Origin of the sequence: Halopiger aswanensis, assembly GCF_003610195.1 — an archaeon.
In the GTDB taxonomy this organism is placed as follows: Archaea; Halobacteriota; Halobacteria; order Halobacteriales; family Natrialbaceae; genus Halopiger; species Halopiger aswanensis.
Map to the genome: position 1 here is coordinate 738,932 of NZ_RAPO01000001.1, position 13,817 is coordinate 752,748.

The 13,817-nt window shown below is 67.2% G+C and carries 13 protein-coding genes; 6 read left to right on the forward strand and 7 right to left on the reverse strand.

Translation table 11 applies throughout. The features are described 5' to 3' along the window. The first annotated feature begins 19 nt into the window (after positions 1–19). Positions 20–634: a GNAT family N-acetyltransferase gene (locus ATJ93_RS03600; protein ID WP_120243913.1), complete on the forward strand. Its 615-nt coding sequence runs from the start codon at positions 20–22 to the stop codon at positions 632–634. 30 nt (positions 635–664) lie between these two features. On the opposite strand, the gene ATJ93_RS03605 is transcribed toward ATJ93_RS03600, so the two are convergent. Together ATJ93_RS03605 and ATJ93_RS03610 are read right to left on the reverse strand one after the other, a co-directional pair. Further along, the gene (locus ATJ93_RS03605) at positions 665–1,015 is read right to left on the reverse strand and encodes a hypothetical protein (protein WP_211334021.1); all 351 of its coding nucleotides are present in this window, start codon (positions 1,013–1,015) and stop codon (positions 665–667) included. A gap of 230 nt (positions 1,016–1,245) precedes the next feature. Then, entirely contained in the window at positions 1,246–3,042 is a 1,797-nt protein-coding gene (locus tag ATJ93_RS03610) for an acyl-CoA carboxylase subunit beta (protein ID WP_120243249.1), read from the reverse strand. Positions 3,043–3,531: 489 nt separating this feature from the next. Here ATJ93_RS03610 and ATJ93_RS03615 point away from each other — a divergent pair, with 489 nt between their 5' ends. Both ATJ93_RS03615 and ATJ93_RS03620 read left to right on the forward strand, forming a co-directional pair. Next, the gene (locus ATJ93_RS03615; protein ID WP_120243250.1) at positions 3,532–4,707 is read left to right on the forward strand and encodes a hypothetical protein; all 1,176 of its coding nucleotides are present in this window, start codon (positions 3,532–3,534) and stop codon (positions 4,705–4,707) included. A gap of 76 nt (positions 4,708–4,783) precedes the next feature. After that, on the forward strand, positions 4,784–5,041 hold the full coding sequence (locus ATJ93_RS03620) for a hypothetical protein (protein WP_120243251.1): 258 nt from the start codon (positions 4,784–4,786) through the stop codon (positions 5,039–5,041). A gap of 31 nt (positions 5,042–5,072) precedes the next feature. Here the strand turns inward: ATJ93_RS03620 and ATJ93_RS03625 are convergent, their stop codons facing one another. The 4 genes from ATJ93_RS03625 to ATJ93_RS03640 all read right to left on the reverse strand — a co-directional run bounded on the left by ATJ93_RS03625 (position 5,073) and on the right by ATJ93_RS03640 (position 8,933). Then, complete coding sequence (locus ATJ93_RS03625; protein ID WP_120243252.1) at positions 5,073–5,951, reverse strand: class 1 fructose-bisphosphatase; 879 nt, start codon at positions 5,949–5,951, stop codon at positions 5,073–5,075. A gap of 1 nt (position 5,952) precedes the next feature. After that, positions 5,953–6,747, reverse strand: coding sequence for a class I fructose-bisphosphate aldolase (locus ATJ93_RS03630; RefSeq protein WP_120243253.1), 795 nt, complete (start codon positions 6,745–6,747; stop codon positions 5,953–5,955). Positions 6,748–7,000: 253 nt separating this feature from the next. Then, positions 7,001–7,756 (reverse strand): hypothetical protein, encoded by a 756-nt coding sequence (locus tag ATJ93_RS03635; RefSeq protein WP_120243254.1) that lies wholly within the window; start codon positions 7,754–7,756, stop codon positions 7,001–7,003. 139 nt (positions 7,757–7,895) lie between these two features. Continuing rightward, complete coding sequence (locus ATJ93_RS03640) at positions 7,896–8,933, reverse strand: SGNH/GDSL hydrolase family protein (RefSeq protein WP_120243255.1); 1,038 nt, start codon at positions 8,931–8,933, stop codon at positions 7,896–7,898. A 115-nt stretch (positions 8,934–9,048) separates the two neighbouring features. Here ATJ93_RS03640 and ATJ93_RS03645 point away from each other — a divergent pair, with 115 nt between their 5' ends. From ATJ93_RS03645 to ATJ93_RS03655, 3 genes are all read left to right on the forward strand, one after another. Further along, positions 9,049–9,903, forward strand: coding sequence for a 3-hydroxyacyl-CoA dehydrogenase family protein (locus tag ATJ93_RS03645; RefSeq protein ID WP_120243256.1), 855 nt, complete (start codon positions 9,049–9,051; stop codon positions 9,901–9,903). 67 nt (positions 9,904–9,970) lie between these two features. Beyond that, entirely contained in the window at positions 9,971–11,200 is a 1,230-nt protein-coding gene (locus ATJ93_RS03650; RefSeq protein WP_120243257.1) for a pyridoxal phosphate-dependent aminotransferase, read from the forward strand. 79 nt (positions 11,201–11,279) lie between these two features. Beyond that, positions 11,280–12,575 carry a hypothetical protein gene (locus ATJ93_RS03655; protein WP_120243258.1) on the forward strand — a complete coding sequence of 432 codons (1,296 nt, stop codon included), beginning with the start codon at positions 11,280–11,282 and terminating at the stop codon, positions 12,573–12,575. A 33-nt stretch (positions 12,576–12,608) separates the two neighbouring features. On the opposite strand, the gene ATJ93_RS03660 is transcribed toward ATJ93_RS03655, so the two are convergent. Beyond that, positions 12,609–13,655: a phytoene/squalene synthase family protein gene (locus tag ATJ93_RS03660; protein WP_120243259.1), complete on the reverse strand. Its 1,047-nt coding sequence runs from the start codon at positions 13,653–13,655 to the stop codon at positions 12,609–12,611. Positions 13,656–13,817 lie beyond the last annotated feature (162 nt).

The window sequence follows — 13,817 nt, forward strand, 5'->3', positions numbered from 1 at the left end:
CACGACGAGCATGGGCGACGTGCTCCCCGAAACCGTCGAGACGGATCGGTTACGATTCGAGGCGCTGCGACCGGAGACGGTCGACGCGCTCGAGCTGTACGACATTTGCTCGTCGGATCCCGACATCGAGGCGATCACCGAGTACCTCACCTGGGACCCTCACGAGACGCCGAAGGATACCCTCGAGTTCCTCGAGCACGTGGCCGATCGGTACGAGTCCGACGACGGTGCGTCGTACGTGATCCGGCCGCGAGAAGGCGAAGACGGCGCGGGCGAGATCGCCGGCACCGGCGGCTTCGGCATCGACTGGGAGAAGCGGACGATGACGCTCGGCGTCTGGCTCCGCAAGCGGTTCTGGGGCCGGGGCTACTCCGGTGAACGCGCCGCCGCGTTCGTCGACCTGGCGTTCGACCGGCTCGATCTCGAGCTGGTGGCCGTCGCGGCCCACGTCGATAACGACCGGTCGAACCGCGCGATCGAGAAGTACGTCGAGGCCTACGGCGGCACTCGGGAGGGGTGCTTCCGGAACCACGTCGTCCTGAACGGCGATCCGGTCGACTGCTACCGCTACAGCATCTCGCGGGCGGAGTGGGAGGCGAACGAGACGGACGTCGCCGTCGAAATCGTCGACTGAGAACGCCCGGAAGAGAGCAGCGTCGGCGAGTCAGGCGACGAACGAGATCATGTAGAGATTGATGCAGACGGCGGCCGTCCACGGGAGCGCGAGGCCGGCCGGGATGATCGGCCGGTAGACCTGCGGCAACAGCGGCCGGCAGAGGAGGGCGACGCCGACGGCAAAGCCCTTCAGCGCGAGCATTCCGCCGAGCCCGTAGCCGTCGATCGCGCCGCGAGCGACCGGATTCGATTCGGACAGCCCGAGGTAGAGCCCGGCGAACGTCGTCGCGACGTCGCCGACGAGCGCGATCGCGACGACGACCCACAGCAGCCGCTCGAACCCGAGCGACGTCACGTCGACGGGAAGGCGGTGGTGCCAGTACGGGGCGTCGGAACCCATAGGCGCTCCGCCGGACTCGAACCGGCCGGGGCCAGCCACCCGAGCGCTGGAACACCCAGCGGTTCCAGCACGCAGGGTATTGTTATGACAAGCGTAGCGAGCACTGGGTCGACGTTAAGCAGTGATAACTCGCGTGAAATCTGGTGGTACGCCGCTCGAGCGGGGAGACGGCTCGCGACCCGAGGGCGGTCCCGACGACGAGTCGGCGACGAGGAGAACCGACCCCGAGCCTACAGCACCGTCCCGTGTTTCTTCGACGGAACGGACTTCTCGACGTCCTCGTAGAAGGCGAAGCGGGCGGCCAGTTCCTCGCGGAGGGTACTCGGCGGGACGATCTCGTCGACGACGACCTCGCTGGCCATCCGGTGAACGTCGATGTCCTCGCGGTAGGCCTCGCGCAGTTCCCGCTCGGTGCGCTCGCGCTCCTCGGGATCGTCGATTTCGGCGAGTTTGCGCGCGTAGACGGCGTTGATCGCCGCGTCCGGTCCCATGATCGCGATCTCGCCCGAGGGGAGCGCGATGACGCTCTCGGGATCGTAGGCCGGCCCGCCCATCGCGTAGATGCCGGCGCCGTAGGCCTTCCGGACGACGACGGTCTGCTGGGGCACCGTCGCCGCCGACGTGGCGTAGATCATCCGCTTGCCCTGCTCTAAGATGCCTTCCTTCTCCACCTGCGAGCCGACCATGAACCCGGGGGTGTCACAGAGGTACAGCAGCGGGACGTTGAACGCGTCGCACTTCCAGATGAACCGGGCGGCCTTCTCGGCCGCGTCGGGGAAGATGGCACCCGCCCGCTTGGCCGGCTGGTTCGCGACGATGCCGATAGGCCGACCGTCGATCCGGGCGAATGCCGTGACGATCTCCTGGCCGTAGTCGGGCTGCAGTTCGAAGAACGACCCGTCGTCGACGATCCGCTCGATGACGGCGGTCATGTCGTACCCCTCGTTGGGCCGCTGGGGGACGACGGAATCGATGCCGTCGGGTGACTTCGCCGGCGGTATTGTCGCTCGCTGGGGCGGTTTCTCGTCCGCGTTGTCCGGCAGATAGGTGATAAGTTGCGCGACGAGGTCCCGCGCGTGCTCCTCGTCCTCGGCCACGAGATCCGCCGACCCGGACTCGCGAGTGTGGACCAGCGGGCCGCCCAGTTCCTCGAGGTCGATCTCCTCGCCCGTCACCATCTGTACCATCCGCGGCGAGGCGATCGCCATCGCGGACGTGCCCTCGGCCATGATCGTGAAGTCCGCGAAGACGGGCGTGTAGGCGGCGCCGGCGATACAGGGACCGTAGAGGACGCAGATCTGCGGGACCCGGCCGGAGAGCATCGAGTGGTTGTAGTAGTACTTCCCGATCCCCTCGCGGTTGGCGAAGAAGCCGGTCTGCTGGTCGATCCGGCCGCCCGAGGAGTCCATCAGGTAGAGGACGGGCCGGCCGGTCTTCAGGGCGCGCTGTTGCATCTGCAGGAACTTCTCGACGCCCTTGGCCGCCATGCTGCCGCGCTTGACCGTGTAGTCGTTGGCCATGAAGTGGACGTTCCGGCCCTCGAAGGTCGCCGCGCCGGTGATGAGCCCGTCCGCCGGGAGCCGGTCGTCCGTTTCCTCGCCGGCGCCGTCGGGGTGCCAGTCGTCGAACGCCGCGAACTTGCCGTCTTCGAAGAGGAATTCGTCGTCCTCGCCGCCGAACCACAACTCGAGCCGATCGCGGACGAACAGCTTTCCTTCGTCGGGGAGTTGCTCGCGGTACTTCTCGGGGCCGCCCTCGAGGATGTCCTCGATCTCCGCGCGGAGGCGCTGCTCGCGCTCGGTGGGACCGAGGTCGTCGGTACCGTCGGCGGCCACGGTGTTGGCATCGGCCGCAGCTATCGACTCGGGCCCTGATCCGTCGGGGTCGTGCTCGTGTTCGTGAATCGCCGCCGGCTCGTCCCCGTCACCGACGTACACTTCGACCGCAGCACCGAGGTGCTCGGCCAGTGCGGCCGCGATCGCCGAAGCCTCGTCGTCGGTCGCCCTCGGTGCGATACGGACTCTCATACCACAGTATGGATCGGCCCGTCGCAAAAAACCGGCGCGCGCTCGTAGCGGGAGAGAGCGAAAGAGAGACACAGAGGAGAACGGTTCGCGCCGGGTCGATCACCGCGGTCGGCGGTCGAGGAGCGGACGGATGAGGAGGATCGCGTCGGGGAGATGGCGCGAACCGGTCGGGAGTCGTCGCCTCCGTGGTCACCAGCACGGAGACAGTTCGTCGTGGACCGGCCGCTCACACCAACGCTCGCGTTCACCCGTTCGATCATTATATCGGGGTGGTTAGTAGGCCGACAGGAATCGGTATGCGGTCGTCCCTCGCATCCCCTTATGGCCGGGTGTGTCGGCAGTCCCGTGCCGTCCAATGGGTCGCACCTGCAGGCAGAATCGCTATCCTCGATATCGTCGTAGCTCGGGTAACTCCCGAATACCCCGTGTACGTGAACATTAGCTTTGGCGTAACGGGGTGCAGCGATATACGGTATCGGTCTCGAGGGTATGTCAGAGGAGCAATCAGACCGTCCCGTCGGGCGGCTCGCGACGCTTCGCGATCGCGTCGACTCGGGGATGGATCGTCGCGAGTTCGTTCGCACGCTCGTCAGCGGCGGCTTCGCGGTCGGGATGGCCCGCTGGCTCGGCGTCGACGACTTCCTCGCGGCCGAGGACGGCGAGGTCCCGATCGTCACCGCGCTGGTGAGGGAGGATCCCGACGACCCGTTCTCGCTGACCGAGCGGACGACGCACGTCCCCGCCGACTGGTACGCCGCCGTCGAGAAGGCCTTCGAGGTGAACGAGCTGCTGGCTCGCGTCGCCTTTACCGGCTATCTGGGCAGTGCGGTCGTCCCCGGCGATCCCGAAAGCGGCACCGCATCGGTCTCCGTCGGCGTCTCGAGCGACAGCAACTCCATCCCGGAGGCGATCAGGGAGTTCGCCGACGACATCTCGATCGACACCGAGTCGATCCTCGAGACCGACGACATCGAGGTCGGCCCGGACGCGATCGAGGCCGAGCCGCGAATCGCGGACGGGATCGTCGGCCCGGGTCCGCTGAGCGGATTCGCCTGCCATACGCCCTCGAGCATGGCGACGCTGGCCCCGGCGCTGTACCACCCCGACGGCGAGCGATCGTTCTTCGTCACCGCCAGCCACGCCTTCGAGGGCGACGAGCCCAACGGCGAACGCCTGCTGTTGCCGACCCAGCGCGGCGAGACGGTCAGGTTGGGGACCGTCGACAACCTCTATCCGCTCGAGGACGTCGCGACCATCGAACCGACCGGCGAGTACCGGCCGACGAGCTGGATCGACGCACCGTCGCCGGTCCGCGTTCGGGGCCAACTCACCAAGTACGGCCTGGCGTACCTCGCGGCACGCGGCGAACACCTCGAGAAGGTCGGGGCGCTCACCGGTCACACGACCGGCCGCATTCAGGGCGTCGACGCCGTGACGTGTTTCACCGAGCAGTCCTGTCGTCGCGGGCAGATCCGCTGGGGCGGCGAGATGGACCTGACGGACGGCGACAGCGGCTCGGTGAGCTACTACCCCGATCCGGAGGGAGAACCCGAAGACGTGCTCGTGGCCGGGTTCAACAACGCCCGAACGTGGTGGCCCGGACAGAGCTACGTCTGGGGAATCAGCGCCTATCGACTGACCGAAACGCAGGGGTATCACTTCTGATGATCCGACCCAGAACCCGCGACCTCGTCCGTCTCGAGCCGGCTGCGACCGACAATCCGACCGGAGGCGATCGACCGTGAGCGACGATGCTACTCCCACTCGATCCGGATCGAGCGGGACGTCCGCCGCTGAGACGGCCGTCCGAGCCGTCGCTCGCCTCGGCGTCGATCTCCTCGTCGTGACGCTGTGGGTCGTCTTCCTGACGGTGCTGTTCCTCGAGACCGCGTGGCCGCGGTGGCTGTTCTACGCGCTCTTACTGCTCGGCGTCGGCGGCTACGTCTCCATCACGGCGGCCTGGACGAAGCGCGGCCGAGAGGGAGATTCGCCGCGCTGAACGCTGCTAAAAAGATCCGCGACGCGAATACCTACGCCAGGGCGTCCTCGAGTCGCTCGATCAAATCAGCGTTGCCGACGTAGACCGGCGCCCGCTGGTGAATCTCCTCGGGATCGACGGCCAGCAGCGACTGCTCTCCGTCCGAGGAGCGTCCGCCCGCCCGCTCGACGATGTAGCCGATCGGGTTCCCCTCGAACTGGAGCCGGAGCTTTCCCTCGGGACGGGACTCGAGGCCGGGGTAGCCGAAGATGCCGCCGTAGGTGAGCACCTGGTTGACGTCACCGATCATCGCGCCGCCGTAGCGCAGTTTCAGTTCCTGCTCGATCTCGCGGGCGTAGGACTCGAACTCGTCGGTCCAGTCGGGAACGCGACCGCCGAAGCCGTAGACGACCGGGTCGTCGGGAAGCTCGAGGTCGCGCTCGACGAGTCGGCGCTCGCCGCCGGTCAGTTCGTACTCGGCGACGGTCTCTTCGGTCGCGATCACCATCGTCGTGATCGGGCCGTAGAGCACGTACCCCGCCGCAACGAGCGTCTCGCCGCGGGCGGGCAGCGGGGCGTCGTAGATCCCGAAGATCGTCCCCATCGCGTTGTTCGACTCGAGATTCGAGGAACCGTCGAGCGGGTCGACCGCGACCGCGTAGACGTCCTCCGTCGCCGGATCGGGGCCGCAGTCGACGGCCTCGGGACGCTCCTCGCTGGCGTACTGCCCGACGCCCTCGAGCGAGGCGAGGCGGTCGCCGAGCAGGTCGTCCGCCCAGACGTCGGCCTCGAGCTGGGTGTCGCCGGTCGGGTTTTCGCGCCCTTCCTCGTCGACCGCGCCGCGGCGGCCGATCAGCCCCTGTTGGATCTCCGTCGCCGATCGGCTGATCGTCGCAACGATTTCTTCGACGACCGGATCGGAGACCGTCATCCTATTCGGTCGCCTCGAGCGCGGCGTCGGCCGTTTCCTCCTCGTAGATGACCTTCTCGAGGGCGTCGAGGATGCGCGTGGGATCCTCGCGCTGCCAGACGTTGCGGCCGACGGCGAGCCCGCAGCAGCCGGCGTTGACGGCGGCTTCGACGGTCGAGAGGAACTCGTAGTCGTCGGTCTTCGAGCCGCCGCTCATGACGACGTTCATGTCACCGGCGGCCTTGCAGGCGTGTTGCATCGCTTCGGCGCTGCCGGGATACTTGACCTTCGCGATGTCGGCGCCGAGCTCGAGGGCGATACGAGTTGCGTACGAGATCGTCGAGGGCTTGGTGTCGTTTTTCAGCCCCTGGCCGCGGGGGTAGGACCACATGACGACCGGCAGGTCGTAGTCGCGGGCTTGCTCCTGGACCTCGCGGAACTCCTCGAACATCTCGACCTCGTGGTTCGAGCCGCTGTAGACGGTGAACCCGACCGCGTCGGCGCCGATTTCGGCGGCGTAGTCGACCGACCAGTTGACCGGCGAGTCGGGTTCGCCCATCCAGAGGTTCGAGGTGCCGTTTAGCTTCGCCAGCAGGTTCACGTCGTCCTCGTAGCTCGGGTAGTACCCCTCGGCGATCCCCTTCTGGACGGCCATCGCGGTGACGGCGTCGTGGGTCGCCGTTTCGAAGACCGTCGACGGATCGAGTTTCTCGGGGACCTCCTCGAAGTCGACCGGGCCGTGTTCCAACCCGTGGTCCATCGCGAGAATCAGTGATTTGCCGTCGCGGACGATCGGGGAGTCGTCGATGGGAAGCATCTGATGGATCGTCCAACAGGCGAGTATAAATCTCTGGTGATCCAAATTATCGAAATTACTTATTTTAGTAGTAAGCGTCTCGGGTGGCGATTTTGACGCGGGCCGGAATCAACGTGATACCCAGGGGCAATTAACGAGTTAATTATAAATCATTGGGAACTTGCGCGTCGTGTACTCGCCGTCGCGCGAGCATCGATAACGGACTCGAGCCGAGTTTCGAAACCGAAAGTAGCTCGCTCAGAACTCAGAGAACTCAGAGCAGTTCCCGCGCATTGTGGCGCCACGTCCGGACGTGCAGGACGTTCAGGTCGAGCGCCTTCGCGATCTCGAAGGCGTTGATCGTCGCCAGCCGTTCCGCCGAGACGACGCCGGCCTCCGCCAGCGTTTCGGCGTCGTCGGGTCCGACGCCGGTGACGGCCGTGACAGGGGTCGGTCGCGGCCACGGGCGTTCGCCGTCCTCGGCGTCCGAACGGTCGTCAATCTCGGAGACGGCTTCGTACTCGAACGCCTGCCACCCCTCGTCGCCGCTGACGGCGATCCACTCCCGTTCGGCGGCGCCGAGTCCGCGGATCTCGTTCGAGCGGCGCTCGAGGTCGTCGTCCCCGTCGCCCTCGAACGACCACGGCAGGGAGAACCGTCGGCGCAGGGCGTCGGCAGTCGCCTCCTCGACGCCCGCGTCCAGCAGCATTCGGTAGGAGAACTCTTTCTCCAGGACGGCGTCGGGATCGACGTCGGCCGCCTCGAGCGCCTCCCGTTCGTCGGCCTCGAGCTCGCGCCGTCGCTCGCGGTCGGCGGTCGAGTCGTCGAACGGGCCCGAATCAGTGTCGGCGTCGGCCTCGAGCAGTTCGTCCTCGTCGTACGTGAGTTCGACGTGCTCGGCGTCGACGGCCGCAGGGTCGATATCGACCGCGATCCCGATGCCGATATCGACGGGCTCGTCCTTGCCGTCGCTTTCGTCGGCACTCCCCACGTCCACACCCGTATCGCTGACGACCTCTTTCTTACTCACGCAGTTCCACCGGTTATCGGTAGCTCTCACTGTCCGGTCTTGAAACTTGTCCCGTCGTTCTCGGCGTCGAATGCGCGACCGCTCGAGACGACGCCTGCCGTCTCGATGTCCCGGCGCGATCTCGCGGGTCGCCCGCCGGTTACGCCTCGAGCAACTCCTCGAGTTCCGCCGCGAGGTTCTCGCCCATCGTGATCATCGCGTTGTCCCCGGGATGAACCAGATCGGTGGTGAGCCCCTCGATCGTCGGCAGCAGTTCGGGCCCCTCGAGCAGGTGGACGTTGTCGTGGGATGTCTCGGCGACGACAGCGCGCAGTTCCTCGCGGAACCGCTCGCACTCGTCGGCGTCGCCCGACTCACCGGCACCCTGGCTGACGTCCCACCCGTTCCGGAAGATGGTGATCGGGACGACCGGTTTCTCGGGGTGTGCGGCGGCGACCCGATCGATCAGGTGCTCGGCTCGCTCGCGGAACTCGTCGGTGGAGAACGTGCCGACCATGTTGATGGAGATCGAGAGCGTCGCGACGTCCCAGTCGTCGCGCCCGGCGATGTGATCGGCGATCGCCGCGTCGCAGTAGGCCGTCCCGCAGGAGCCGAGGTTGATCAGATCAGCGTCCAGCCGACGCGCCGTCTGTCCGACGTAGGTCAGGTGCTCCGCCGACGGAGCCTCGCCCTCGGTGATCGAGGTGCCGTACGCGAGGTACCGCCGGTCCGGTAACTCGTCCTCGCGGGGCGGGCGCACGTCGCCCTCGAGGCCGTGGTAGACCATCGGCCCGCCGCGGTGTTCGCCCGGCAGCCGGATCCGGCAGACGCGGGGATCGAACGCCAACTTCTCGCGGGCCGCGGGCTCGAGGTCGGCGAGCGTTTCGGGCGGCGAGACCTCGATGGTCGTCGGTTCCGAGCCGACGACGACCTCCGTCGTGCCCTGGATCGGCCCCCAGAAGACCTGGACGGTGCCCTCCGGGGCGCTCCCGCCGGGTACCGTCGAGAGCGTCACCGACGCGGTTCCATCGGGGACGAACCGCAGTTCGACGCCTGCAGGGTGGCGCATCCGCGACTGCGCGCCGTCGTTGAGTTCGTGCCGGACCGCCTCCGGAACGCGTTGCAGCAGGTACCCCTCTCGGTCCTCGGCCGTCCGGGCCTCGCCGACGTTGTGGAACTGAATGCCATCGCGTTGCATGCCGGTACCAACGTTCGCGATAGCTTATAGGTCTGGTGTCGCTACGAAGGCGCTCGAGCGATCCCGGCCGGCCCCTAGCCCCCACGTTTACCACGCACAGCATCGAACGCGCGGTATGGTACGCGATCGCATCGATCGGATCGGCGTCGTCGGCGCAGGCACGATGGGCAGCGGCATCGCACAGGTCGCCGCCACCGCCGGCTACGACGTCCGAATGCGCGACGTCGAGCAGGAGTTCGTCGAGAACGGCTTCGAGACCATCCGCGACAGCCTCGAGCGGCTCGCGGACCGCGACGACCTCGAGGAAGACCCCGAGACGATCCGCGGCCGAATCGAAGGCACGACTGACCTCGAGGCGTTCGCCGACTGTGATCTGGTGATCGAAGCCGTGCTCGAGGAACTCGACGTGAAGCGGGAGGTGTTCGCCGACCTCGAGCGCGTCTGCGACGACGACGTCCTGCTCGGGACGAACACGAGCACGCTCTCGATCACCTCGATCGCCGGCGACCTCGAGCACCCCGAGCGCGTGATCGGCCTGCACTTCATGAACCCGGTCCCGATCATGGAGGGGGTCGAGGTCGTCGTCGGCGAGAAGACGAGCGACGAGGCGACCGCTCTGGCCCACGAAATTGCCGAGGATCTGGAGAAGACCACCTGGGAGGCCGACGACAAGCCTGGCTTCGTCACCAACCGGATCCTGATGCCGTGGATCAACGAGGGCATCCGCGCCTTCGACGAGGGCGTGGCCACGAAGGCGGACATCGACCGCGGGATGGAACTCGGCACGAACGTCCCGATGGGGCCGCTGCGGCTCGCGGACCACATCGGGCTCGACATCTGCCTGCACGCTTCCGAGACGCTCCACGAGGAACTCGGCGACCGGTACCAGCCGGCTTACCTGCTCAAGCGGAAGGTCGAGGCCGGCGACCTCGGGAAGAAGACGGGCAAGGGATTCTACGAGTACGAGTAGCGAGTACGCCGCCACGGACGGTCGCGACTCCGAATCTTCTTGCCGCGCACCGTCTTCGTCTCGAGCAATGAATCGGTCGTCCGCCCCCGACGCCGAGCCCGGAACCGAGTCGGATCGGCTCGCCGAACGCGTCCGCGAGATCGAGCCCCAGCAGATCCGCGTGATGTTCGAACTCGCGTCCGAGTACGAACGCGAAACGCCCGACAGCGACCTCGTCCACCTCGAGTTCGGCGAGCCGGACTTCGATACGCCTGACCGCGTCGTTCAGGCGGCGGTCGAGGCCGCTCGGAACGGCGCGACGAACTACACCTCGAACGCCGGGCTGCCGAAACTCAGGGACGCAATCGCAGCAAAACTCTCGAGCGAGCGGAACCGTGCCGTCGACCCGGACTCGGAGGTCGTCGTCACGAACGGCGGCGTCGAGGCGCTGCACCTCGCGATCCACGCGGTCGCCGATCCCGGCGAGGAGGTCGTCGTCCCGACGCCCGCGTGGCCGAACCCGATCTCGCAGGCGAAACTCGCCGCCGCGGTGCCCGTCGAGGTGCCGATGCCCGCCGACCGGGGATTCGAACCCGATCCCGAGCGGATCGTCAACGCGATCGGCCCGGATACTGCGGCCGTCCTGCTGACTTCCCCGTCGAATCCGACCGGCCGAGTGTTCCCCGCGGAGGCCGTCGAGCGCGTCGTCGCGGCCGCGGCCGACCACGGCGCCTACGTCCTCGCCGACGAGGTCTACCGCGAACTGGCCTACGCGGAACTGCCGCCTCGCGCCGCGGCCCTCACCGACCGCGACGAGTGGGTGCTCTCGATCAACTCCTGTTCCAAGACCTACGCGATGACCGGCTGGCGCGTCGGCTGGCTCTCCGGGCCCGCAGACGTCCTCTCGCAGGTCGAGACGATCCACGAGAGTACGACCTCCTGCGTGAACACCCCCGCGCAGTACGCCGCCGTCGAGGCGCTGACCGGCCCGCAGGAGCCGTTCGAGGAGATGCGAGCCGCCTTCCGCGAGCGCCGCGACTACGTCGTCGACCGCCTCGAGTCGATTCCCCACGTCTCCGCGGCCGAACCCGAGGGCGCCTTCTACGCCTTTATCGACGTGAGCGCGTTCGATGGCTCGAGCGCGGAGATCGCGAAGCGGCTGCTCTACGACTACGAGGTCGTCGCGGCGCCGGGGACGGCCTTCGGCGCCGGCGGCGAGGGCCACCTCCGACTGAGTTTCGCGAACGATCTGGCGCGCCTCGAGACGGGGCTGGACCGGCTCGAGAAGATGGTACAGACCGAACTGAACGGCGAGTGAGTGGCCGCTCGCCCGGCCGAGAACCGGTAATACGAACGACGACCAAATTTTATGTATTTGACATTCGAACGCCGAAGGGATGCCCCGTTCCCGCTTCGCCGCGATCGCCCTCTGCTGTCTGATCGCCCTCGCGAGCGCCGCTGTCGCGGGCGCACCCCCGCCGACGACGCTCTGTGGCAGCTGCGCCGACGGCGTTCCCGGCGCGACGGAACCCGGGACGCTCGACGTCTACGTCGACGCCGACGGCGACTCCCGCTGGATCGAGCGCGTCCCCGTGAACGACTCCACCGCCGTCCGATACCGCGAGAACGCCACCGCCCTCGAGCGCGAAGTTGATCCGACGGGAACCTACTACCACGTCATCGACGAGGACGTCGACCGAGCGATCGCGCTCGAGAACGGCACCGTCACGGTGACCTACGCCGTCGAAAACGTTTCCCGACCCGGCGTTCGGGATACCCGAGTCATCGATTACTTCGTGCTCGAGAACCCGCGAGACCGGTACTGGCTGGAGGCCGACCGCGTGACGATCCACTCCCCCGAGGGAACCGTCGTGACGAACGATCCGCCGGGGGCGGGCGTCGACGGGAATACGGCGACGTGGACCGGCGAGAGCGAGTTCGGCGACCGGACCTACATCACGTACGGCTCGAGCAACGCATCCGCGCTCGTCGCCACCGCGAGCGCATCCGCGACGATCGGACTCGAGATCGGTCCCGCGGCGCTCGAGCAGGGCGTTCGCGCCGGCCTCGTTCCGGGTGCGCTGCTCGCGGTCGCCGGAATCGCCGCCGGTCGCGTCGACTGGGGCCGCGACGCGTTCGATCTCGCCGCGCTCGAGCGGTTACTCGTCGGCGTCGGCGCGACCGGTGCGGTCGGGCTGGTCGTCGTGAGTACGGCGGCGACCGGACGGCCGTTCAACCCCGTACTCGGTGCGCTGAGTGCGTTGGGCGTCGGGTACGCCGCACTCGGGCTCGGGGTTCGCCGCGGCGGCCGCCGCAGTACCCGTGACGTGATCGGCCTCGCGGCGCTCGTCGCGCTGTCGACCGGCGCGCTGCTGTGGTTGCTCGGCGGTCCGGCGTCGCTGACCGCGCTTCCGTTCGGACTGGCCGCCGCGTGCTTCTTGCCGCTCGGGTACACTGCCGAACGCCACTCGAGTGGTATCGTCCCGCTCGCTTTCGCCGCGTGTGCGGCGATTTTCCTGATCGGCGGCGCTGTCGCGCTGTCGCTGTTCGTCACGCCGGCCGGACTCGGCGTGTTCGTCTTCTGGTTCGTCCTGGGCGGCTGGGCCGCGATAGTCGCGGTCTTCGGCTACCCGCTGGCGCTCGTCGGCCGGCTCGTGGCGACCGACGCCGACTCGGCTGACGGAGCGGTGTAAGGATCCGATAGAAGACGAGGTCTTTCGAGCAGCTTACTGGTGGAGCGGCTGTTCCGCCATCTTCCGGCGCAACTCCTCGAGACGGCTTCGTGAAACGCCGTCCTCGAACTGCTGGATGAGCGTATACACTTCCGCTCGAGAGACCTTCACGTCGCCCTCGCGGACGACGTCCTCGGGGCGAGCCTGCAGTTCGCGCATCGTGCCGACCGCGAGCAGGTAGGGGATCGCCCACGCCGACAGGCGGTTGCCGTGTCGCTCCGGGACGATCTCGAGGTAGCGCTGGGCGTCGTCGAGGTACGTCTCCGCACGATTTGTGACGCGCTTGATGACGTTCGTGACGCCGCCGTGGTTGGCTTCGTGGGTTACGGCCTCGGCGTCGACGTTCTCCTCGGCGAGCCACTCGGCGGGGAGGTAGACGTTGTTCTCCTCGTGATAGTCGTCCTCGACGTCCTTGGCGATGTTGACCAGTTGGAGCAGGAGGGCGAAGGAGCGGGCGTTGTTCCGCATCTCCGTAGCTCGTTCCTCCGAAGCGCCGCGGGCGACCAGGCCCGTAATCAGGGTGCCGACGGTGCCGGCGGCGTACCAGCAGTACTCCTCGAGTTCTTCGAGGGTCTGCAGGCGTAGCCCGCCCTCGTCGGCGTAGCGGTCGGTGAACATGGCCATCCCGTCGACGAGTTCGCGGACGGGTTCGCGCATGATCTCGCGGGGTTCCTCGTCGAGCGAGTCGAAGGTGCGCAGGACGCGAGGAGTCTGGGCGACGACCTCCCAGTCGTCGGTTCGCTCATCGGGGATCCAGGGCTCGACGTCGTCCATGAACGCAGCCACCGGCTGCTCCGCGTCGGGATCGAGGAGTCGATCGTACGTCTCGAGGAGGTCGGTCTGCGTTTCCGGCGGGATGTGGCCTGCGTCCTCGATAGTGTCTGCAACACGACAGAGGAGATACCCCACGCAGATGTGTCTGGACATCGGCTCCTCGAGCCGATCGATCGTGATCGAAAAGGTCCGCGAAACACCGTGAACCGCGTCGTAACACCACTCCAGGTCGGCGTCAGTTGTGCAATCGTGCTGGCCGGTGGTCATCTACTCGCGTTTTCTTTGTCGCCACGCCGGAAAAATACCGTGGTCGGTTTATGTAGGGTGAGTTACACCTGTCGAGGATAGCGACAGTCGTCTCAACCGAGAGGTCGACGATAGTATCCGGCGTGACGCGCCGATCCGACGCTTCGCCGGTGGGGTGCCGGC